Below are 23919 nucleotides of genomic sequence, written 5' to 3'. Positions count from 1 at the left end.
ACTCAAACATTCCCAATGACTCAAACATCTGTTGTAGACTTTCAAGACGAATTTGATATTGTAGTTGTCGGCGGCGGACATTCCGGTTGTGAAGCGGCGTTAGCCTCAGCCCGTCTGGGATGTCGCACCCTGATGTTAACGTTGAACCTCGATAAAATTGCTTGGCAACCCTGCAACCCCGCCGTTGGGGCGCCTGCCAAGTCCCAACTCACCCACGAAGTAGACGCTTTAGGGGGCGAAATTGGCAAAATGGCCGACCGCACCTACCTACAAAAACGCCTGCTGAATAACTCTCGCGGCCCCGCAGTCTGGGCATTACGCGCCCAAACCGACAAACGAGAATATGCAGCCGTGATGCGAAATATCATTGAAAACCAAGAAAACCTCTCCATCCGTGAAGGCATGGTGACGGACGTTGTATTGGGTGCAAATGATGAAATTATTGGAGTTAAAACTTATTTTGATGTCGCGTTTAAATGCAAGGCCGTTATTCTAACAACCGGAACGTTTTTAGGTGGCGTTATATGGGTGGGAAATAAATCAATGCCCGCCGGACGTGCGGGTGAATTTGCTGCGGTTGGTTTAACCGAAACGCTGAATAAGTTAGGCTTTGAAACGGGACGGTTAAAAACAGGAACTCCCGCCCGAGTTGACAAACGTTCGGTTAATTATAGTCAGTTAGAACCGCAACCGGGAGATGAAGAAGTTCGCTGGTTTAGTTTTGACCCGGAGGTGTGGGTTGAACGCGAACAAATGTGTTGTTATCTGACACGAACCACCGCAGAAACTCATCGTATTATTCGGGAAAATTTGCATTTATCTCCCGTTTATGGCGGTTGGGTGGAGGCAAAAGGGCCGCGTTATTGTCCGAGTATTGAAGATAAAATTGTGCGCTTTGCGGATAAAGAAAGCCACCAAATTTTTATCGAACCGGAAGGGCGAAATATTCCTGAATTGTATATTCAAGGATTTTCAACAGGTTTACCGGAAAGACTGCAAGTAGAAATGTTACGCACTTTGCCCGGTTTAGAAAAGTGTATTATGTTGCGTCCGGCTTATGCGGTTGAATACGATTATTTACCCGCAACCCAATGTTATCCGACGTTGATGACCAAGAAAGTTGAAGGGCTATTTTGTGCGGGTCAAATTAACGGCACAACGGGTTATGAAGAAGCCGCAGCCCAGGGTATTGTTGCCGGAATTAATGCAGTTAGATTTGTGCGAAATCAAGAGATGATTGTTTTTCCCCGTGAAGGCAGTTATCTCGGGACTTTAATCGATGATTTGTGTACCAAAGATTTACGCGAACCCTATCGAATGTTAACCAGTCGTTCAGAATATCGGCTGTTATTGCGTTCGGATAATGCAGACCAACGGTTAACGCCATTGGGTCGAGAAATTGGCTTAATAGATGACCGTCGTTGGCAACTTTTTGAACGCAAACAAGCCAATATTATCGCGGAAAAAGAGCGCTTACATTCGACTAGAATTAAAGAACGAGATGAAGTCGGTGTGACCATTGTTTCCGATACTCAACAAAAGATTAAAGGTTCAATTACCTTAGCCGATTTGTTGCGACGTCCTGGATTTCATTATGTTGATTTAGAACGGTATAATCTGGGAAATCCTGATATAGATGCGGTAGAAAAAGAAGGTGCAGAAATTGAGGTTAAATATTCCGGTTATCTACAACGTCAACAAAATCAAATTGACCAAATTAGCCGTCATTCAAACCGAAAATTACCCGAAGATATTAACTATATGGCGATTGAAACCTTGTCAATGGAATCTCGGGAAAAGTTAACGAAAGTCAAACCGTTAACTATTGGTCAGGCGTCTAGAATTGGTGGTGTAAATCCTGCTGATGTTAATGCGTTGTTGATTTATCTAGAAATACAAAATCGTCAACAAACATTAACTGTGGGAAAATAACAAAAAAAGGGTGTGTTTAACTGCGGTTGATACACCCAAACTTATATTAAAAATACCATGAATAAAACACAAGTTATTCCCGCTTCCAACTTAACGCTTTACGATGTAGAAACCAGATTTAATCTTCAATTTTTACAAGAAGATAGCTTCTTTCTAACTTGGTTGGATGAAATACCCGAACTTACTCCCGAAGAAAAACGACGTTTGGATAGAGTCAAACAGCAATATCTCTATCTCACCAAAAGGGAAATGTTGGAGGAAGTCGTTAAAATTGTGGTCGTTTCGCCGTTGCTTGACCTCGCCGGATTTTTCAACTCTCCCTTTTATATTACTGCGGAAAGAGAAGTTCAAATTGATGACGAATTTAATGGGGATAGTATTCGCGGAAAAATAGATTTTTTGGTGTTTCAGGGAGAATTTTGGATTGCTATCATTGAAACCAAAAGAACCAAAGCAGATGTGATGGTCGCCCTTCCCCAAACTCTCGTTTACATGATGGCGAGTCCTCACTTAGAATAACCCGTTTTTGGATTGATTATTAATGGTCGAGAAGCGGTTTTTATAAAACTGAGTCGTGACAATCAAGCCGAATACAGCTTATCCAAATCCTTTTCAATTTCCAACCCCGGAAATGAGTTTTATGATGTTCTTAGGGGTTTGAAAAAAATTGGTCAGATGTTAATCTGAACACATACTCCAAATCCATTTCATCCAACTTATAACCGTTTGAGAACGTCTATCTTTTACCTTATCACTATACTTAAAACTTGACATAATCTCGCTAACTTGACTTTTTTGAGGGATTTCTCCGGTTTGAAGTGTCATCTCAAACGTTTTGTAGAAAACGGGATATTTCAAAATCATTTTAATCAGGGAAAGAATCTTTGACTTATGCTTCTTACTCATTAGACTTCTTCCTTCCTCCGTCAGACAAAAAGTAATCTCTTTACTCCCAGAAGTTTTAATTTTATCGACTAATCCTAAGTATCTACCCGCATCAGTATAATAGTTGGTTTGTCTACCTGCAAATTGATACTTCATTGTAATTTCATCTTTAGTTAATTCACGCTCATAAAGCCATGTCAATAAATCTACAATACGGTTAAAGTCGTCCGCTTGAGGAAGTGTAATATCCGGTTCACAGACAACTTCAATAGAGTTAAATACTTCTGAGATATCGTCTCTCGTGATTTCTTCCGAACCGATAATATAATTTTTCTGCTGAATTAACCGGATAGAGTTGTAATCTGATAAATTATCGAAATCATACAAAAAGAAGCTGAATTGACTTGTTGAGTTAGAGTAGGTTATCAAAGCAACCAACACTTTTTTATGAACTTTACTCGACCAAAGCCGATAAGGATAATACAGTTGTCTTATTAAAAAATCCTCCACACCATCCATCTTGGCTTCAACGATGAGAAAGTATTCTTCAGTTTCAAACCCCGCATCTATTTCACATTGAGAGTTATTAACCTCCAGTAAATAAGGAGAGTTACTCAATAAACTGTTAATCGAAAAATTAAAACTTCCAGTAGACATCCGACCCGAAACCGTATGAAAAACTTTATCGGTTTCTGCGTCTAAAATATCGGCAATCATACCCGCGTGAAAAGCACAGTTTATAGCCAAACTTTCAGAAGACAAGGTTTCAGGGTCTAAGGTTTCAATATAGCTAGGAAATGGCACCGGAATTGGTTGAATTGCTGAATTATATTGAACTTGATGGTAAGCATCAAAATATCCGATAACATACCGAGAACGAGAAATGGGAAGGATAGACAGTGAATTTTGTTGAAAAATTTGAGGTAAATTAACCTGATGGTCAAGTTTTGCCATTAACCGACTTTCTCTGAATTGATTAATGGTAATTGCATCAATTTCAAAGTAACCTAATTTAGAAATTCTCTCTAAAATTTGATATTGTTCAAATATCTTTTTCCATTCAATATCATTTTTTTTGAAGTTGTTTTTGCTTGAATCACTCATAATTTTTTACCAAAATTTCATCAACTCTACCCCTTTTTCTCCCATTAGAGTTAATCGCCCTAATTGCAGAAACTTTAATGTGTGGTTTATAATCTTTGTACAAATCAACAATAAAATCCGTATAAGCATTACTCAATAACACATAACATCCTTTTTGATTCAACTCATCAACGGTGGCTTTTAACCGTTCCTGTTCATTGCGATTAAACCCATTAATATCATAACCCGTAAAAGAAGCAGTATCTGACACCGGATCATAGGGAGGATCAAAATAAACAAAATCTCCTTTTCTAGCCGTCTTAACGGCACTTTTAAAGTCACCATTGATAATTTCTACTTGATTGTCATTGAGATAGTTACTCACCGCTCGTAAAACAGATATATCGAGAATATTTGGATTTTTGTATCGACCAAAAGGAACGTTAAACTGTCCCCGAGAATTAACTCTAAACAGTCCGTTATAACAAGTTTTGTTTAGATAGATAATTCTTGATGCTCGTTCAACTGGGGTTTTATTGTCAAAGCTTCTTTTGCGGTCTAATTCTCTCATTTTATAGTAGTAATATTCATTATTTTCGTGTTTTCCTAAATCTTCAATGAGTTCTTCAACAGAATCTCTAATCACCTGATAACAGTTAATCAGTTCTCCATTACTATCATTAATCACTGCTTGTTTGGGTTCCAAATCCAACAAAAAAGCACCCCCACCCACAAAAGGTTCATAATAGGTTTTGTATTTTGTGGGAAGATGTTCTTTCAAGACGTTAAGTAATTGTCTCTTTCCTCCCGCCCACTTTAAAAACGGTCTAACTAATGGATTTTTTGGGTTAGGTGAAACTTTCTTTTCTAATTTTTTTTCAGCCGATGACATTTTTCTTTAGAAATAACAGCTTTAAAATTATATAAGATTTTTTCGTCAATGTCACGCTTTTGAAATAAGAGTAACTTCAATTACATCACCCAACAAATCTTTAAAATTATTCTTGAATTAACAATAATTTTTACAAGACTTGTAACTGATTGGCTTGTTCGACTTTTAACTCTAAACGACTGTTAACTTCAACAGGTTGAACTCCAATAATTTGAAGCGTTTTATTAATTAAACCGGGAGGTGGTGGTGCATTTGGAACTTGATTGAGAATTTTCCGAGCCACAACCACACGATACAAATTACCATCTTTTCCTGATAATGTTAGATGAAGTGTATCATTATCAACATAACTAAACCCATTGACTTTACCGATAACAGCAGTCTCGTTAGATGCAATATAATCCGTGTTGGAAGGCGGACAAAAAAAGTTAATTTGATTTTGAGAAAAATCTGCACAAGCTAGAACTTCTTCCGCTCGACGTGAAATTCCGACAAACATTGTGTAATCTGGTTCTTGACCTACATCATAGTTTGCTTGTTGTTTAATTATAGCAGGAGCATCTAACAATACTTTTTTCAGAAGTGTTTGATCCGACTTTGATAACTTGGGAGACAGATAAACCCCGGAACCAGGAATTTTTCGACTGACATGAATCATCCGAAAAGCCGGATTATCTTTAACTAAATCAAAAGAACTTGCACCCACATCTACTTTTCCACTTTTTACCATTTCTCGAATTTGAGAAGAACGGTTTCCTGCATTTACTCTTAAGGTTTTACCATATAAATCATAAATCGGCATATAAAAACTGGAGGCGGAGTTAAAGTCACCCAAAGCAATTGTTGTTGTGGGTTTTAAATCAGCCAAAGATTGAATCGAACTATCATTTCTCACAAATAAAGCGGATTCATAATAAGGTTCAAAATTGGGGAACATCCGGGCTGCAAACGAATATCCATTATCTTTAGCCGCAACAGACAGCATCGGAGAAAGAGTAAAAACAATATCCCACTGATTTTGAATGATTTTATTTTTAGCCGCTTGATAGGAAAGATTTCCATCCCCCTCTAAAGTAATTTCTAACTGATTTCCCAATTGATCTTGTAAATATTCAATAAAAGTCTGATAATCTTTGGATGAGGTCAGAATTCCAATTTTCAGCAGATCCGCTTGTAAGCGAGGTGAAACGGTTTGTCCGGGTACAACTTGAGAAATTAACTCTTTAGGAATAATCAGGTGAACTGCTATTCCCAACAATGATAAACTTGCAACCGAAACGATAACAAGTTTCCAAATTTCTTTGGCATCCTGTCGTGACATAGAACTGACTGATACAATAGTTTACTTAGACAACGATACCATAACATTTTATAGCACTTCGAGAGGCGATCGCATTCAATAAAAATAACTAACCCCCATGCTGTGAAATTCCAGTTGGGGGTTCATTAAATTATTCGTGATGTTGACTGGAGTTTGTTAGCTATTACTAGGACTTATTACCATTCTTGCGTCGGCTGACTCCAAAAGCAGCACTAACACCCATCAAAGCCGCAATAGTTGAAGGTTCGGGAACACTCGCCGCAGGAGAACCAAGTTTAACCGCAAATACCACATCGTTGAAGTCTCTGTCGCTGTTTGCGAGAATTTTATCTTCAACTCCAACGATTAGCCAATCTTCAAAACCTTCCAGACTGTAACCTTTGAACTGTCCAGAGGCTAAACCAAAGTTAGCATTTGAATTCGACAACATAAAGTCTAAGCTGTCACCTGCGGCAAATGAACCCAGAGACAACTTTGAACCAATATCTAGAAAACCATCTAAAGAATTGTATTCTGGGTTAAAACTGCCCATTTTAGGATGAGTAATACCATCGGATTTGGTTGTGCCATAGTCATACAGTTCATTAAAAGCTTTGATATCAGACCACATTGTTCCGCTCTGACCATTGCTGGATGAAAAGTCAAGTTTATTGTCTAGATTACCCGCAACTTCACCGAGAAACACAGCTTCTAAATTTCCCGTGCTTTGACCCAGTCTTAAAGGCCCTGTGAGAGCAAATTCTTTAAGATTTACACCATCAGCTTGAATTTGCATACGGTCTTGAGTGGGTGCAAACTCTCGGAACGCTTGAATTAAATCATCAATTTCTCCAGCTTGAGCGGGTACTGTTGCAGCGACTAAAGTGGTAACAGTTGTCAGACCCGTTAATAGAGCAAATAGTTTAGTTTTCATGGGGGCTACTCCTGATTCAATTTAAAAACTTGAGTATTTTGTGTTTGTGGAATACTTTTATTGTCTTTCTACATCTTAGCTGTGATTGACTGTTTTGAACATAATTTTAGTTTTTTTTACTGAGTCTTTACATTATTAAAGCTCTGAGCAATATCTAGGCATAATTAGGCTTTAACAAGATGATATTAGTGTAATCTCTGAGATTTATATGTGACATAAATCACCTTGTATGCTGCTCTCTTAAAAAGACAAATGTTTCAAAAAATTCATAGTTTTTACGGATATTTTAGTTTTTTAGGTTTGACTTTTGTGGAATTTTCCTTAATTCTACGGATGTTTATATTTAATTGAATTTTATATCTAAATTTAAAATCAGTAATATCACTGAGTAAGTGCCGTAAAAGTCGTAATACTTACGCAGGTAGACTGAGAAGTGTATATAAATCTATACTGAGCAAACTACGGTGATTTAACAAAAACCCTCACCCCAGATCGGTTCAGGTTGCTCTAGATAGGGAAGTCAACTTAGGGAAGACTGTGCAGAAACTCAGCTACAATCTCTATAAACTCTGCGGTTGATTCGTAGGGGAGGACATTGCGACCGGGAATAATCCGAGCCTGAGCATGAGGCCAACCGTTCTGATAGGCTTGAGCGCGTTGTTCTGGCGTTTCTGAAATCCCTTTGCGACTAATACTCGAAGCTTTTTCACCGATCGCGACTAACGTCGGTTGAGCGATCGCCCCCATTTCAGATTCGTAATTTTTTCGCCAAAACCCCGCTAAAAAGGAAAACACCGCATATCGACTTTTGGAGTGAGTCGATCCGGCTTCTAATAGATCAAGCCATTGTTGATCCACCGCTTCGGCTTCTGCAAAGAGTTGACGAATAGAGAAAGACTGGACAAACTGGCGACGACGTGCATAAAGCCAAAACAAACTTCCAACGGGATCATCAAAAAACAAATTCCACAGCAGTCGATGTTGAGTGGGTGAACCTGCATCCGTGATCACTCGCCAAGCCGGAGGCCCAGATAACACCAAACCTTTAATTAAGTTCGTTTGTTGTTGCTGCTGTAACTCAACCAACGCGATCGCAGTGGGGAGAAGCGCTCCTTGTACTAAAACAACAACAGGTTTTTGAATAACCGTTTGCAGAAATTCGTTGAGTTGTTCGGCCCAATCTTGGGGTTGGTAGGCGATGCGAGGCATTTCACTCTCACCACACCCCAGTAAATCAGGATTATAGATCGGGTTTTGATAACCTTGCTGTTGCCAGCGATCGCAAAACCGATCCCAAAACCGACGGGATAATCCCACACCAATGGGATGGATCAACAATAAAGGTATATGTTCTGAAGATTCGGAGTCTATATTTGGATAAACTTCATAAGCACAACGATAGCCTTTCCAGGTGTAAAACTGCGGTCTTGGGGTTGCGAAAGGTTCCATAGCAGTGCTAGTCATTAAAATTAAGACTTCTTGTAAAATGTACCTTGATTTTATCGGGTTTGAATCCAGTGAGCGAAATCTCCAGAAGCCAAACTCAGGTTAGGATCAAGGGGAAGTCGTTCTTGTTGATTGGCTTGGCGGTAAATAAACCGACACAGAACATCATTAAAGTTGGTCTGGTTGTCAATGCGACCATCGAGAATACAAACCCCTGTTAGAATGGCACCTTGAAAATTCACCCCCAAAAGTTGAGTTTGAGAAAGATCCGCTCCCCAAAGGTTCGCCCCTCTCAAGTCTGCCCCTCGAAGATCAGCGCCCATGAGATTTGCATACCATAGATCTGCACCTTTGAGATCGGTTTCTGTCAGGTTCGTTTGACTGAGATTAACTCCTTTAAGAGTAGATAACCGCAGAATAGCCGATCTTAAATCAGCACCTTTCAAATTCGGTTTAATTTGGGGATTGTGTATTCTCCAGTGGTTCCAAACCGCAACCCCTTGTTTAAGTATTGCGAGATGTTTTGGGTCAGCCATCGAAGATTAACTCCATCAAAAAACTAAAGCGCGATTATCCCCGTCGTCTATACGGTAGGGCGGGATAACGCCGTAGCCTCCGTGAACAATCACGACCTTTGTTGTTCAAGTGTATAATACCGACATGGTAACACGCAGAATCACATACAGGCTTTACCCAAACCGTCGTCAAGAAACTCAATTACACTGGGCGCGACGAATGCACTGTTGTCTGTATAATGCTGCGGTTACTAACAGAAAAACGCAATACCAACGGTTCAACCACTCGGTTGATTATTTCGAGCAGCAAAACTCGCTACCCGAGTTTAAAAAAGTTTGGACTGAGTACAAAAAATTGGGTTCTCAAACCTTACAAGCGACTTTAAAGCGAGTTGATTTTGCGTTTAAACGTTTCTTCAAAGGATTAGGAAAATACCCCAAATTCAAATCCTCTCGCCATTATTCCGGGTGGGACTACCCCAACAAACAAAGCTGGAGAGTTACCACCAACAACGGGGTAAACGGTTATTTGAATCTAAGAGATTTAAACATCACCGTTCAAATGAGAGGGAAGGCGAGAACCTGGGGAATTCCTAAAACCTGCACTATTTTTTGGCGTAACGGAAAATGGTATGCGTCAATTACGGTTGAGTGTTGTCCAAAAAGATCGACAGGAAAAGGAGCTATCGGTTTAGACTTTGGATCTAAAGTTGCCGTTGCTACCAGCGATAGTGAATTGATTGAGTCTCCCAAATTCCTCAAACGAGCTACTGGGAAAATCACTCAACTTTCTAAAGGGTTGAGGCGCAAACGCAAACCGGAAAAACGCAGGCTTAAAGCCTCTCGACGCTGGAAAAAATGTCAGGCTCGAATCAGCAAAGTTAAACGAAAAGTTGCCAATCAACGGCAAGACTGGACGCACAAAGTAGCGGCACAAATTGTTAGCGGTAATAGCTTGGTCGTTACTGAAAAGCTAAATATCAAGGGCATGACTCGCAAGGCGAAAAAAGGGAGCAAACGGAAACGTCAAAAAACCGGATTAAACCGAAATTTGTTAGACGTTGCTATAGGAATGCTTCGAGAGTCAATCAAGTACAAAGTTGTCGAAGCGGGTGGGATATTTTTAGAAGCCCCAACCCAACAATTAAAGCCGACGCAGCGCTGTAATAACTGTTGGGAATTAACACCCAAGACCTTGAATGACAGGGTTCATATTTGCTCCCATTGCGGTCACACCGAAGATCGAGACATCAATGCTGCCCAGGTTTGTTTGAGTTGGGGCTTGCGGGTTTGGAACGAGCCTCTTTAGACGCAGAGTCGCACATCCCTACTGATTGCGGAAACATGAAGCAAATGTGGGCAAAGAAGCGTCAGAAACCACGACTTGTATAAGCCGGGTGTAGTTCATCTTCACTTTGTCTATTAAATATAGGGCGAAGAAGCGTTACTAATCCCCGACTTCTTTAAGCCGTGGTAGTTGATGCCACGCTTTTCTAGGTTAGCCTAAGATTAATAAGTTTGTGGGGACAGGCTAGGAGTTTTCTCGGTCGGTTTCTAGGTCTTCAATAGAAGTTTCATCCATCATTTCGGGTTCGGGTTCAACTTCCATAGGTTCTTCTAACTGGGTTTCTAGGTCTTCAATGGGAGTTTCATCCATCATTTCAGGTTCGGGTTCAACTTCTACAGGTTCTTCTAACTGGGTTTCTAGGTCTAGAATAGAAGTCTCATCCACGATTTCAGGAAGGGGTTCCGGTTCCGGTTCCGGTTGAATGATAATGGGTTCTTCTAACGGGGTTTGTGGTTCTTCAGTGGAAGTTTCATCCAAAATGTCTGCTGAGGTTTCAACTTCGGGTTCAACAACCGATGTGTCTATGTTGATCTGTTCTGGGGTGGGTTGAAATTCATCGGGAAGGAGTTCTAGAGATTTTTCCGATTCTAATACGGGTTGACTTGGTTCAGCCATTGGAACTTCCTCGACAATTTCAGGTAAGGTCTGAGAAGGTTCGGGTTCAGAGGGGTTTTGCTGAAAACGGCTAAAAATTCGTTGGAATAGATTATCAGTTTCGCTGGGTTCTGCGGTTTGTGACGCAGGTATTGATGGACTGGTTTGAGAATTACCTCTGTCGAATACAGGCAGTTGCTGAATTTGACCTTTTATGCGATCAAACCATCCATTGGTTTGGGGGGTTGGTTCGGTTTCGGGTTTGGTTTCGCTTGAGAGAAGTTGTTCGAGTTCTTCAGAGGGTAAAACTTCCTCAACTGGGGTTTCAGATGTTTCGTTCAGGGTTAGAGGAATGTCTATTTCTGGAATCGTTTCAATGTCATCAGTTTTTTCTTCGAGGGTTAGGGGTTCAACGGGTTCTAATGTTTCAGGGGTTTCAAGTTCTTCTGGGGTTTCAACGGGTTCTAGAGTTTCAGGGATTTCTTCTGTCGAAGGAACGATTTCAATTTCTTCTGGGGTTCCAACGGGTTCTAGAGTTTCAGGGGTTTCTTCTGTGGAAGGAACGATTTCAACTTCTTCTGGGGTTTCAACGGGTTCTAAGATTTCAGGAATTTCTTCGAGAGTTGGAGTAATTTGGGGTTCTGGAGTGATGATTTTACCCTCATAGCCTCGATCAACAATGGGGCGGGCTTGGGCGATAGTCAGTTCACCGCGTACCAGTTTTGAGAGGGTATCCTGACTGTTGGGGTCGTAAGTAAAGACGCGAGCAGTGTTGTTGTAGACGTTGGTCAGGGGTTCTCCGAGTTCATCGAGGTATTCGAGTTGTACCCAGTTTTTTCCCGGTTTTATACCTTTTATATATATAGGTTGCCATTGATCGATGATAAAACTTTGACTGTTGACGGTGACGCGAATTCGCCAATCAACTATTTCATCTTCTGGATTTTCTTGAGCGACTAGATGTAGGGGAGCATTGGCGAGGTAAAAGTCTAACAAAACGGGTTCGGCGCCGTAGGTTCCTCTCGGTTGGTTATAGGTTAAGAGGGGAAGTTGAGGGTTAGGGTTGTTTTCAGGAGTTTTGGTAAAGATATGAAAGGTGGTTTGAGCGTAGGCACCTTCGTTTTTGAAGCTTTCTCCCCAAGGGTAAGCCGCAAATATTCGCAGGGTATGGGTTCCGGCTTCGAGATCCGATAAAATAAGGGGTTGGTCGAGGGTGTAGATATCTTCTAGGGGTTGATTGTCGAGAATGGCTTGTAGATGTGGCCCTAAACCTAATGTTTCATCTCGAAAAATGGGTAAGTCCTGGACTTGAAGTTGGACATTGATGGTGTTGTCTTGGAGAAGTTCATCAGGTTGAGGACTGAGGATGGTGACTTGAGGTTGATGGACATCAAGGGGGGGATGGAGCATTTGAATTGCTTTCGGAGGCGAGACTTCAGCCATCTCTGTTGTCGGTTGAGAGACTGAGATAATGGGTAGACTCGCTTCGGGTAATTCGGGTTGCTCACATCCGAGAAGATTGAAAACTAAGATGACGGCTAGGGCTGATATTAGCCATTTTCTTAGGGTTGTCCGACCGCATTTCCTGTTCAACATTGAGTTCTCCTGAAACTCCCAAATCCAATTTTGTATGGAAGGCTTCCACTATGGAACTATAGCCCAAAAGGATCATTGAGTGAACTACCCCCTTGAATCGCTACAGCAAGATTCCTTTTTAGCAAGATGTATGATTCATAGGTTTTGAGTTGATTAAACTAACCTAAGACTTTTCTGTGGTAATAGTAAAGTCTTTGTTGTAGGCTAGTGTCTGAAAAGTTCAAAAAATTTGAGGTGTAATTCTAGTGGGTTCTCAGCTTCAATGGCAACCTAAACAAGTTAACGAAAACTTATTTACCCGTGTTGCTGTCCTGCCGACATCGCTCGTCTGGTATCAGACAATCTTTACTGGAATCTGGTTTGGTTGTTTTGAATCTGATCATCAGGTTCAAGAGCATCCAGTCACTATGCTGACTAAATTTGATCCAGGTGGATTTTTTTCGTTACATGGCCATCCTGGAGGAGAAGAAATTTTGGTCCTTCAGGGCGATTTTGCAGACGAAACCGGGGTACATCCACCAGGAACTTATATGCTGAATCCTGAAGGGTTTATCCATCGCCCCTACAGCGAGCGGGGATGTTTGACCTTTGTTAAATTGCGACAACACGGTGGAAAAAGTCGCCAACAGATTAAAACAAATATCTACAAGTCCTCCTGGCAATCAGGTATTATCCCCCAGATCGAATTGCAGCTCCTTTATCAACAAACTGGATATCCAGAAAAAGTCTGGGTCGAGCGCTGGCAGCCCCACACTACACTATCGAATGTAGTGGAGACGGAAATCAAAGAAATCTTTGTGATTGAAGGGATTTGGCAGGATGAGTTGGGGAGTTATCCAACTGGCAGTTGGCTGCGGTATCCACCCCATTGTGCCTATAGCCCAAGGTCTGAGACTGGATGCCTTATTTATGTCAAAACCTATCCTGTTGATAGAACAAGATTTATCGTTGGAGAAGATTTTCAGCATCCTCCTGAAACACTTCCCTTGACTTGATGCAGGTCGCAAACATCGATCGCTTTGGCTAGATGATGATTGCGTACCATTCCCTTAACATTGAGATTTGAGCGCGATTATTACTTGGTTCTCGTTAACAATCAGGCTGGCCAGTTGAGAAGATATAGAGAACCCCGTCTCACAGCACACACTCACGCAACCCTAAGAGATCTGGGGCGATCCTCGGGTTGCTAAACAGTGATCGCTAATTTCACGGTGTCAAGATCTTTTAAGTTTAAGAACTTACATTCATCTAGTTTAAGTTTTGTAACATTTATCAATGATTTTTGGTGGCTTTTGCGACTTAAAATCAACTACAACCCATATACAACAAGGCTTATAGCTGCTTTTAATTATTGTTAACAAGCCATTTCCCCCTGACAGGGAAAGATGATATATCATTTAGATACAACAGCCCCTTGAAACGGCCCAGGGAAATTTCCAAAGCTGTAAAGAGGGGTTGAGTGTGAAAATAAAATTTTCCACTCTTGTAGTAAAGTAATAGGGAGTTGTGTTGCTTCCTAGCAATTGTTAGTAATACATTAACTTTTGCGAAGGATTTTGAAAAAGTTTAATGACTTGTTTCATAATTCACAACACGTAGAGTTTTTGTCATAGAGAGAGGAGAGTCTCAATGACCATCAGTCCTCCAGAGCCGGAGGCGAAGGTAAGGATAACGGTCGATAACGATCCAGTTCCTACTTCGTTTGAAAAATGGGCAAAACCCGGTCACTTCCGACGTGATCTAGCCAAAGGTCCAAATACCACCACCTGGATTTGGAACCTGCACGCCGACGCTCACGACTTCGATAGTCATACCAGTGATTTAGAAGATATTTCGCGCAAAATCTTTAGCGCCCACTTCGGTCATTTAGCGGTTATTTTTATCTGGCTGAGTGGCGCTTACTTCCACGGCGCGAAGTTTTCAAATTATGAAGCTTGGCTAACAAACCCCACAGGCATTAAACCGAGTGCCCAGGTGGTTTGGCCAATCTTCGGTCAAGAAATTTTAAATGCAGATGTGGGAGGAGGCTTCCACGGAATTCAGATCACCTCTGGATTGTTCCAACTCTGGCGTGCATCCGGCATTACAAACGAATACCAGCTTTACTGCACCGCTATTGGTGGGCTGGTTATGGCAGGTTTGATGCTGTTTGCAGGTTGGTTCCACTATCACAAACGGGCTCCGAAACTGGAATGGTTCCAGAATGTGGAGTCGATGATGAACCACCACTTAGCCGGATTGCTAGGCTTGGGATGCTTAGGTTGGGCTGGACACCAAATTCACGTGTCCTTACCCATTAACAAGCTGCTGGATTCTGGGGTAGCCCCCGCAGATATCCCCCTGCCCCATGAGTTCATCCTGAACCGGGATTTAATGACCGAGTTGTATCCCAGCTTTGCAGAAGGTTTAAAACCCTTCTTCACCTTAAACTGGGGAGTATACTCAGACTTCTTAACCTTCAAAGGAGGTCTTAATCCTGTAACAGGTGGCTTGTGGTTGTCAGATACAGCACACCATCACCTAGCCTTAGCTGTACTGTTCATCATTGCTGGCCATATGTACCGCACCAACTGGGGTATTGGTCACAGCATGAAGGAAATTCTAGAGGCTCACAGAGACCCCTTACTCATTGGGGGTACAGGTCACAAAGGTCTCTACGAAACCCTAACAACTTCTTGGCACGCACAGCTAGCGATTAACCTGGCAATGATGGGTTCTTTGAGCATCATCGTGGCTCACCATATGTATGCCATGCCGCCCTACCCCTACATTGCTACGGATTATCCCACTCAACTTTCCCTATTCACCCACCATATGTGGATTGGCGGATTCTTGATAGTGGGTGCAGGCGCTCATGGTGCAATCTTCATGGTGCGCGATTATGATCCGGCAAAGAACGTTAATAACGTTTTGGATCGGGTAATTCGTCACCGTGACGCGATTATCTCTCACTTGAACTGGGTTTGTATTTTCCTGGGCTTCCATAGCTTTGGCTTGTACGTTCACAACGATACAATGCGGGCCTTTGGTCGTCCTCAAGATATGTTCTCAGATACCGGGATTCAGCTCCAGCCGATCTTTGCTCAGTGGGTTCAACACCTACATACCTTGGCGCCCGGTAATACGGCTCCGAACGCCTTGGCTAGCGTCAGCCCAGCCTTTGGTGGAGATGTCGTTGCAGTGGCTGGTAAGGTGGCAATGATGCCGATTACATTGGGTACGGCGGACTTTATGATTCACCATATCCATGCCTTTACCATTCACGTTACCGTTCTGATTCTGCTGAAGGGTGTTCTGTACGCCCGCAGTTCTCGCCTGATTCCTGATAAGGCTGAATTAGGCTTCCGCTTCCCCTGCGACGGTCCGGGTCGGGGTGGTACTTGCCAAGTTTCCGGTTGGGATCACGTGTTCTTAGGTCTGTTCTGGATGTACAATTCCCTCTCGATTGTGATTTTCCACTTCAGTTGGAAGATGCAATCTGACGTCTGGGGAACTGTAGGATCAGACGGTACAATTTCTCACATAACCAATGGTAACTTTGCCCAGAGTGCCATTACCATTAATGGATGGTTGCGTGATTTCCTCTGGGCGCAAGCCTCTCAGGTCATCACCTCCTATGGGTCTGCCCTGTCTGCCTATGGTTTGATGTTCCTCGCAGCACACTTTGTTTGGGCATTCAGCTTAATGTTCCTGTTTAGTGGTCGTGGCTACTGGCAAGAACTGATCGAATCGATCGTTTGGGCGCATAATAAGCTCAAGGTAGCTCCAGCAATCCAGCCTCGCGCTCTGAGCATTACTCAGGGTCGTGCAGTGGGAGTTGCTCACTACCTACTTGGAGGAATCGTCACCACTTGGGCGTTCTTCCTGGCTCGAATCATTTCAGTTGGATGAGAGTCTCCCGCTCAAGGGTTGGGGTCATCCTCAAACTGACTCTGACTCCTTGAGTGGACCATCCCAAGAGATCGCTCAGTGCGGTATTGGCGGTTTCCGTCGTTCGCCCAGCGTCTCCGAAGGAGATGGAGCAACTTCGCAAGAGAAGACGATTTAGTTAGGACTTATGGCAACTAAATTTCCCAAATTTAGCCAGGCATTGGCACAAGATCCGACCACTCGGCGGATTTGGTACGGGATTGCCACAGCCCATGATTTTGAGAGTCATGATGGCATGACGGAAGAAAATCTTTACCAAAAGATTTTTGCTTCCCACTTCGGCCACATTGCCATCATCTTTCTTTGGACTTCTGGCAACCTTTTCCACGTCGCTTGGCAAGGTAACTTTGAACAATGGGTTAAAGATCCCTTAAATGTCCGTCCGATCGCTCATGCGATTTGGGACCCTCAATTCGGACAGCCTGCGGTAGATGCTTTCACGCAAGCAGGTGCTTCTAACCCCGTTAACATCGCCTACTCAGGTGTTTACCACTGGTGGTACACCATCGGAATGCGAACCAATGGTGATCTCTATCAAGGTTCCATCTTCCTGTTGTTGCTGTCTGCAATCTTCCTGTTTGCAGGCTGGTTACACCTCCAACCGAAATATCGTCCCAGCCTCTCCTGGTTCAAAAACGCTGAATCTCGTCTGAACCATCACTTGGCGGGTCTATTTGGAGTTAGCTCTCTGGCTTGGACAGGACACTTGGTACACGTTGCCATTCCTGAGTCTCGCGGACAGCACGTTGGCTGGGATAACTTCCTCAGCACTCTGCCTCACCCGGCAGGCTTGGCTCCCTTCTTCACCGGAAACTGGGGCGTTTATGCTCAAAATCCGGATACAGCTAGCCATGTGTTTGGGACTTCTCAAGGATCAGGAACTGCTATTCTGACCTTCTTAGGTGGATTCCATCCTCAGACTGAATCTCTCTGGCTGACGGATATGGCTCACCACCATCTAGCGATCGCTGTACTGTTCATCATCGCTGGACATATGTACCGGACTCAATTTGGAATTGGTCATAGCATCAAAGAAATGCTCAATTCCAAAGATCCCCTGTTCGGCTTCAAGAATGAAGGTCAGTTCAATCTGCCCCACCAAGGGTTGTATGACACGATCAACAACTCTCTGCACTTCCAGTTAGGCTTGGCGTTGGCTGCTTTGGGTGTAATCACTTCTTTGGTTGCCCAGCATATGTACTCCATTCCGCCTTACGCATTTATGGCGCGGGACTACACCACTCAAGCTGCACTGTACACACACCATCAATACATTGCTGGTTTCTTGATGGTTGGTGCTTTTGCTCACGGCGCGATCTTCTTTGTTCGTGACTATGATGCAGAAGCCAACAAAGGTAATGTGTTAGCTCGGATGCTCGAACACAAAGAGGCGATCATCTCTCACCTGAGCTGGGTGTCTCTGTTCCTGGGCTTCCACACTTTAGGAATCTACGTTCATAACGACGTTGTTGTTGCCTTCGGTACTCCTGAAAAGCAAATCCTGATTGAGCCTGTCTTTGCTCAGTTCATTCAGGCAGCTCACGGGAAAGCTGTTTATGCGATGGATGTTCTGTTGTCCAACCCGGATAGCATTGCTACCACTGCATGGCCCAATCACGGTAATGTTTGGTTGCCCGGTTGGTTAGACGCGATTAACTCTGGCAAGAACTCTCTGTTCTTAACCATTGGCCCTGGCGACTTCCTGGTTCACCATGCGATCGCTTTGGGTCTGCATACCACCACCTTGATTCTTGTCAAAGGTGCCTTGGATGCTCGCGGTTCCAAGCTGATGCCTGATAAGAAGGATTTTGGTTATGCCTTCCCCTGCGACGGCCCCGGTCGTGGCGGTACTTGTGACATCTCTGCTTGGGATGCTTTCTATCTCTCGATGTTCTGGATGCTGAACACCCTGGGTTGGGTAACCTTCTACTGGCACTGGAAGCATCTGGGCGTCTGGCAGGGTAATGTAGCTCAGTTCAATGAATCCTCAACCTACCTGATGGGATGGTTTAGAGATTATCTTTGGCTGAACTCTGCCCAGCTCATTAACGGATACAGCCCCTATGGAACTAATAATCTGTCAGTCTGGGCTTGGATGTTCCTCTTCGGACACCTGGTTTGGGCAACAGGCTTCATGTTCCTGATCTCTTGGCGGGGTTATTGGCAAGAGCTGATCGAAACGATTGTCTGGGCGCACGAACGGACTCCTCTGGCGAACCTGGTTCGTTGGAAAGACAAGCCCGTTGCTCTGTCTATCGTTCAAGCTCGTGTGGTTGGTCTGGCTCACTTCACGGTTGGTTATATTCTGACCTATGCCGCCTTCCTGATTGCCTCGACTGCGGGTAAGTTCGGTTAATAAAGCTCTAGCTGAACTTGCTTAATTTACATTCAATCCCTCGCCATTAGGTGGGGGATTTTTGTTCGGAGTCGCGCTAACAATCGTCTCAGCTACTCACGGATCAGCACGTCCGGGTGTAAGTTCTGTCAAGAGTAATTTACAAGAATTATCTAATTTACCTAAGTTAATATCTTTAAAAGTAAATGTACCGTGAATTGTAAACTTTAGTTGAATTGACTTGCCGATTAACGGATAAAGAATTACATTATTAATAGAAGCTAATCAAGCTTCAATTGACAGATAAACAAGCGATGTTTCAAAGGTTCATCAGAACTTAATATAAAAAAGTTGATCATCGCCAATTAAATTGAAATTAGGAGGTCAAACACACTGTTTCATCTGAAGTCTGTCATTTCACACAGCAGTACCTACCTGAGTTGCAGATATTTCCTCAAATGGTGATTTGGGAGCAATACATTAAAACTAATAGTATTCTTTAATGTAACTCCATTTCAAATTGAATAACGAGGAAGTCAATTCAGTAAACTAGGAGGTCAAAACTGCTGTTTAAGTTAACATCTGTCTCGTCAAAAATCGGTAACAGCATCCACAAGTTATCCTCATATTTCCTCAAATAGCTTACAGAGAGCAATGCAACTAAATGATCATCATTAGTGTAACTCTGGGTCTATTGTCCAAAAAGAGGAAGTCACTGAGAGAACAAGTTAGGATGCTGTTATTGTTGTGTAGGTTACTATAATATTATTTTATAAAATCAGGTAAAAAAATAGACTAGGTACTAATCAGGTAATCAGTATATAGTCTATTTTCAGGGACTGGTTTTGTTGTGTTCATTCTTTAGACTTTAGTCTTCTCCTTCTTATTCTTCTGAGAATATTCTTTCTTAAACAAAACTCCAAATCCTAAAGCGGTAGCTGTTCCCAGGATAGTAAACGGTTCGGGAACAAAGTACACTCCATCGACTGAAGCATTCGCTAGAGAAATATCTCTGGCAATCAGGGTGCCTGCGACTCTCCCCCCATTAATGGTTGTATTTGAACCGTTGTTAACCGCTAAGATGGTACCAAATACACTAGAATCTCCGAATAGCGAGACATCCCCTAAAACATTAATCAGTACGTTATCGACTTTGACACCGCCAGTTAATTCAATCGCTGCAAAGCCAGAGAGCCTTAAATCACCTCTAATATTGAGAACGACTGATTCTCCGCGATCTGCATTGATCGTAAACTTATTCTCCCCATCAAGATTAATGCTACCGTCGATATCAATGACATTCTTAAAACTGGGACTACCAACCCCAGTAACTGTTGTTGTCTCACTAATACCCCCAAAAGCATCCGTTGGGTTTGAGACATCAAAAGCATTGTTAGAAGCAGTTTGGGCGCTAGAAGTAACGCTCGAGAGTTCGTCTGCTTGCAACCGAAAGAATTCATCGAGGGTAAGTTCTGCTGTGGAATTCAGGGGAACGTAACTCCCTGTTGCCACATCTAATACAGTATAATCCCGGGGTACATAGGGAAAAACTTGGGTTTTAACTTGTCCAACAGTAATCGCCTGAGTGGGCAATGCAACTAAGGCTGTGATTGCCGCCATTGCAGCAGATGATAACCACCCTGTCATGGTCTGAGAATGATCATTTTGACAGTCTGCACCTACAGATTTCATAAATATCTCCCGAGTTGAATCAAAAAAATGGGCTTGAACGGGTAGAAAACCGAATAAATACCGAGTGAACTAGGTCAATTATATGTAGTTTTTTCTTACAGAGCTTGCCAAAAAGGTAACTTTACCAAAGTTTTATATACAGTTTGATATAACTCGGCTTATTGTTAAATTGGCCCAATACCCAATTCAAGAATGAAGAAAAAGGGGTGCCTCTTCAAAAACGTTGCACCCCTTAATATAAGTAGCATTCACTCATCAAACCCTTAATCAGGAGTTAAGATCTTTACCTTAACAGAGAGCTAATGGCAAAATCAAGCTTCAAAAAATGGGAAATTCTTCAATCTAAGATAAACTTTACTTAACAGTTTCAAAGGACATTTGAGCTGAACATTTCCCATTAACTTAACGAAATGATATCGGACAAATAAGTTGGTAAAATGTTTGAGTTATTTCATCAAAACGACTTCTTTCTGAGAAGATTCTGCGCCAGAAATTGTTGCATCATCTTGAATCTCTAGTTCGCTGCTAGGGGCTTCTGGATGCAATTTAACCGGATCACTGACTTCAGCAAAACTCTCAAAAGACCGGCTAGCTAATTTCGCGTCACGACGACGGTAATAAAATAAACCGAGTGCCAAAAAACCCGCAGTTCCAGTAGCAGCAGCAATTCCAGCCGCCTTTGCGATTTCTTTGGAAGTCAATAAGTTCTTCCAATTGAAAGCGACTTTATCCGTTGAATTGAAGCTGCTAGACCCGGATTTTAACTTATTATATAAGCAAGCTTCCGCAGAAGTTGAACCTAAAATGATGCTGCCAGCGATGGAAACCGTTGAAATAGCGGTGATCAAGAATTTAAACTGAGTCATGGTTATCTAAGGAGCAGATTTTTGCCTACATTGTAATACAACTCCTAAATTTTGGCCGTATATTGTTGTAGCAATTTTCAGAAAACTTCTCAGACTTAAAGATAAGTTTTACTAATACAAATTAAGTTGATTTGACATGAACCTTTTGACTCAAGTTCTTCACAGGGTGGGTAACTTGTCGAATGTCAGGGTGAAATGTGAGCGCTCGTACAAGATGCGGCACCTTCTCAGACAGATGCTCAAGCCAAACTCGAACAATTAACCGCAGTATAAGCTCTCACCACCTCACTCATGCCTCTTGCCTTTTTCCTTCTTTATTCTTGATTCAATTGAGCGGTAACATTGCCATTAACTTGATTGGGTAGATTGCGAAAAACTAGGGTATAAATATCCGTTGGCATATCAATATTTGCCTGTTCTAATGCTTCCTTAATCCCTTGAGTCACATTTGAAGTTGTGGCTAAATAGCCAGCCCGTCGAGAATCAACCCAAAACCGCACTTCTAAATTTACGGTACTGGGGGCTAATTCTTTCACTAAAATATCAGGAGCAGGGTTTGTTTCCACCTCAGAGAGATTATTGAGAACATTTAAAATAATTTTCTGCGCTGTACTGAGATCTTCACTATAATCAATTCCCACGATGACTGAACTGCGACGACGGGGAGAAGCAGTGTTATTAATAATACTGGCTTGGAAAACTTCTTGATTGGGAATATAAACTAAACGTCCGTCATAAGTTTTCAGGGTCGTTCCTCGCAGTTGAATTTGAGTAATAGTTCCTTCAAAGTCTTTAATTACAACCTGATCGTTAATTCTAAATGGACGAGCCGCGAGTAAAATAACACCCGAAATATAGTTACTTAAAACATCTTTGAGGCTAAAACCAATCGCCACACTGGTTAGTCCAAAAGCCCCCAAAAGAGCAGCAAAATCTAACCCTAAAACGCCTAAAGCCACAACAGTTCCCAGTACCCAAACAGCACCATAACTCAACCGCCCAATTAAGATTTCGGTATTAGAATCGCCTTCTGTTTTTTGCGCCCATTTAAAGGCTGCATAACGAACAACGCTCGCCACTCCCCAAGTTGCCAGAATAACGATTAAAGCACCGATAATTGCAGGTAAATTGCTAATTGTATCTCGAAAAAACTGACGAATGGTTTCATACAAACGCTGTCCGACATCAATGGCTAAAGGACGTTTATCAAAGGCTTGATTCAGTTGATCTGCCCACCTTTGGGCTAGGGCTTCTAATTCCAAACCAAAATCTTGAGCATCCTGCTGAGTTACGGTCATTAAGACGCGATTTCTAACCTGTAACGTCGCAATATTTTGATTCGGATTGAGATTAACTGTAACGGGTTGAACAGTATCCGTTTGAGAGATTAAACTCGTAATTCTGCGGTTAATAATTTGAGCGCGATTTGTAGCACTCACTTCGGCTAAACTTCCCAGTTGAAAAATAGGTCTTCCTCTCACTAAAACATCCGCAAAATATAAGCCATCTTGAGTTGGATTGACTAAATTAGCTGGAGATTGTTCCGGGTTGGGAACCACAAAATCTTCAGTTTGAGCAATAGTAATAGGAGTAATCAAAAGAAATGCCGTTACAGCAATAAAAAGAGTTAAGGGGAACCAAAATTTTCGGCATAATAACTTAAAATGTTTCATCTATTTAATTTTGATTAAAGCAGAAGTTCAATCAAAGCTCAAAAATTAACACAAACAAGATAAGTCATTTGGCGCAATTTTACTTCTATCCTAAGATAGATAATCCTCTGTCATTTTGAGTACAATACAGTAAAAAGGGTTTGAGACTCAGAGAGTTTGTTGATGATTCTAGACCTAATTTTTCCTAGTCTTCAAGTTTATCGGCTAAATTTTCAATGAATTACCAAGGCAAAATTTCACCGTTTGAGTGCCAAAATGTTCCGGTATTTTCTAAATTTAATTCATCAATTCGATCCAGTAATCCCTTGACAGATTCTTCGGGGGTTATTCCAGAGTCAGTAAAGCCTGTCATGCGAGTTTTGACCAGTCCCGGATGCAAAATAGCAACGGAAATTTGACGAGGTTTTAAATCATGCGATAGGGATTTTCCCGCCATTGATAGGGCAACTTTTGACATTCGATAACCGTAGGAACCGCCCGAGGTATTATCTTCTATTGAACCCATTCTGCTGGTCATTATTACAACTTTTGAGCCGCTTTTGAGGTGAGGAAGTAACGCCTGAGTTAACCGCAAAGGCCCAAGAGCATTGACTTCAAATTGTTGGCGAATACTCTCAAAATCCAGGTTATCCAGAGTGATTCTTTCGAGGATTCCAGCGTTGTTAATTAAAACATCAATTGTACGATTGCCTAAATTTTTAACCAATTGAGAAACAGAGGCCTCAGAAGTAATATCAATATCGGTTTCTATTTGCACGTTTAACGCTTGAAGTTCATCAGAAGCGGAACGACAAACCGCAATGACATCATCACCTCGCATTTTAAGCTGACGACAATATTCTAAACCAATTCCTCGATTTGATCCAGTTATGAGATAAGTTGCCATTTTTTATTCACT

Annotated in this window: 18 protein-coding genes; 7 read left to right on the top strand and 11 right to left on the bottom strand. The window is 42.1% G+C overall.

The features are described from left to right. Positions 1 to 15 precede the first annotated feature (15 nt). A complete protein-coding gene (gene mnmG, locus VB836_RS21700) occupies positions 16 to 1932 on the top strand; it encodes a tRNA uridine-5-carboxymethylaminomethyl(34) synthesis enzyme MnmG (protein ID WP_323222448.1) in 1917 nt (638 codons plus the stop codon). 57 nt (positions 1933 to 1989) lie between these two features. Then, positions 1990 to 2451 carry a PD-(D/E)XK nuclease family protein gene (locus VB836_RS21695; protein WP_323222446.1) on the top strand — a complete coding sequence of 154 codons (462 nt, stop codon included), beginning with the start codon at positions 1990 to 1992 and terminating at the stop codon, positions 2449 to 2451. 159 nt (positions 2452 to 2610) lie between these two features. Here VB836_RS21695 and VB836_RS21690 read toward each other — a convergent pair whose 3' ends face one another. The 6 genes from VB836_RS21690 to VB836_RS21665 form a co-directional block, all read right to left on the bottom strand. Continuing rightward, entirely contained in the window at positions 2611 to 3921 is a 1311-nt protein-coding gene (locus VB836_RS21690; RefSeq protein ID WP_323222444.1) for a type II restriction enzyme, read from the bottom strand. After that, a complete protein-coding gene (locus VB836_RS21685) occupies positions 3914 to 4792 on the bottom strand; it encodes a DNA adenine methylase (protein ID WP_323222442.1) in 879 nt (292 codons plus the stop codon). Before VB836_RS21685 ends, VB836_RS21690 begins: the two co-directional genes overlap by 8 nt. A 130-nt stretch (positions 4793 to 4922) precedes the next feature. Continuing rightward, positions 4923 to 6113: a phosphate/phosphite/phosphonate ABC transporter substrate-binding protein gene (locus tag VB836_RS21680; RefSeq protein ID WP_046279896.1), complete on the bottom strand. Its 1191-nt coding sequence runs from the start codon at positions 6111 to 6113 to the stop codon at positions 4923 to 4925. A 166-nt stretch (positions 6114 to 6279) separates the two neighbouring features. After that, positions 6280 to 7026, bottom strand: coding sequence for a PEP-CTERM sorting domain-containing protein (locus tag VB836_RS21675; protein ID WP_323222438.1), 747 nt, complete (start codon positions 7024 to 7026; stop codon positions 6280 to 6282). Between the two features lie 525 nt (positions 7027 to 7551). Further along, a complete protein-coding gene (locus tag VB836_RS21670) occupies positions 7552 to 8490 on the bottom strand; it encodes an alpha/beta fold hydrolase (protein ID WP_323222436.1) in 939 nt (312 codons plus the stop codon). A gap of 35 nt (positions 8491 to 8525) precedes the next feature. Beyond that, entirely contained in the window at positions 8526 to 9008 is a 483-nt protein-coding gene (locus tag VB836_RS21665) for a pentapeptide repeat-containing protein (protein WP_323222433.1), read from the bottom strand. Positions 9009 to 9132: 124 nt separating this feature from the next. On the opposite strand from VB836_RS21665, the gene VB836_RS21660 reads away from it, so the two are divergent. After that, positions 9133 to 10296, top strand: coding sequence for an RNA-guided endonuclease InsQ/TnpB family protein (locus tag VB836_RS21660; protein WP_323222431.1), 1164 nt, complete (start codon positions 9133 to 9135; stop codon positions 10294 to 10296). A gap of 222 nt (positions 10297 to 10518) precedes the next feature. On the opposite strand, the gene VB836_RS21655 is transcribed toward VB836_RS21660, so the two are convergent. Continuing rightward, positions 10519 to 12525 carry a hypothetical protein gene (locus tag VB836_RS21655; protein WP_323222430.1) on the bottom strand — a complete coding sequence of 669 codons (2007 nt, stop codon included), beginning with the start codon at positions 12523 to 12525 and terminating at the stop codon, positions 10519 to 10521. Positions 12526 to 12770: 245 nt separating this feature from the next. Between VB836_RS21655 and VB836_RS21650 the strand changes: the two genes are divergently transcribed. From VB836_RS21650 to psaB, 4 genes are all read left to right on the top strand, one after another. Beyond that, the gene (locus VB836_RS21650; protein WP_323222428.1) at positions 12771 to 13520 is read left to right on the top strand and encodes a cupin domain-containing protein; all 750 of its coding nucleotides are present in this window, start codon (positions 12771 to 12773) and stop codon (positions 13518 to 13520) included. Positions 13521 to 14154: 634 nt separating this feature from the next. Then, on the top strand, positions 14155 to 16416 hold the full coding sequence (gene psaA / locus VB836_RS21645; RefSeq protein WP_046279892.1) for a photosystem I core protein PsaA: 2262 nt from the start codon (positions 14155 to 14157) through the stop codon (positions 16414 to 16416). Continuing rightward, positions 16409 to 16573 carry a hypothetical protein gene (locus VB836_RS21640; protein WP_323222426.1) on the top strand — a complete coding sequence of 55 codons (165 nt, stop codon included), beginning with the start codon at positions 16409 to 16411 and terminating at the stop codon, positions 16571 to 16573. Before psaA ends, VB836_RS21640 begins: the two co-directional genes overlap by 8 nt. A 9-nt stretch (positions 16574 to 16582) precedes the next feature. Continuing rightward, positions 16583 to 18811 (top strand): photosystem I core protein PsaB, encoded by a 2229-nt coding sequence (psaB, locus tag VB836_RS21635; RefSeq protein WP_323222424.1) that lies wholly within the window; start codon positions 16583 to 16585, stop codon positions 18809 to 18811. A gap of 840 nt (positions 18812 to 19651) precedes the next feature. Here psaB and VB836_RS21630 read toward each other — a convergent pair. From VB836_RS21630 to VB836_RS21615, 4 genes are all read right to left on the bottom strand, one after another. Further along, positions 19652 to 20482, bottom strand: coding sequence for a PEP-CTERM sorting domain-containing protein (locus VB836_RS21630; RefSeq protein ID WP_323222422.1), 831 nt, complete (start codon positions 20480 to 20482; stop codon positions 19652 to 19654). A gap of 446 nt (positions 20483 to 20928) precedes the next feature. After that, the gene (locus tag VB836_RS21625; protein ID WP_323222421.1) at positions 20929 to 21348 is read right to left on the bottom strand and encodes a hypothetical protein; all 420 of its coding nucleotides are present in this window, start codon (positions 21346 to 21348) and stop codon (positions 20929 to 20931) included. A 314-nt stretch (positions 21349 to 21662) separates the two neighbouring features. Further along, entirely contained in the window at positions 21663 to 23021 is a 1359-nt protein-coding gene (locus tag VB836_RS21620; RefSeq protein WP_323222419.1) for a mechanosensitive ion channel family protein, read from the bottom strand. A gap of 220 nt (positions 23022 to 23241) precedes the next feature. Beyond that, a complete protein-coding gene (locus VB836_RS21615; protein ID WP_323222417.1) occupies positions 23242 to 23907 on the bottom strand; it encodes an SDR family oxidoreductase in 666 nt (221 codons plus the stop codon). Between the last annotated feature and the right edge of the window lie 12 nt (positions 23908 to 23919).

It is taken from the genome of Limnoraphis robusta BA-68 BA1 (assembly GCF_034932365.1).
Taxonomy (GTDB): domain Bacteria; phylum Cyanobacteriota; class Cyanobacteriia; order Cyanobacteriales; family Microcoleaceae; genus Capilliphycus; species Capilliphycus robustus.
The sequence above is the reverse complement of the archived record's forward strand: the minus strand, read 5'-3'. Positions and strand labels throughout refer to the sequence as shown.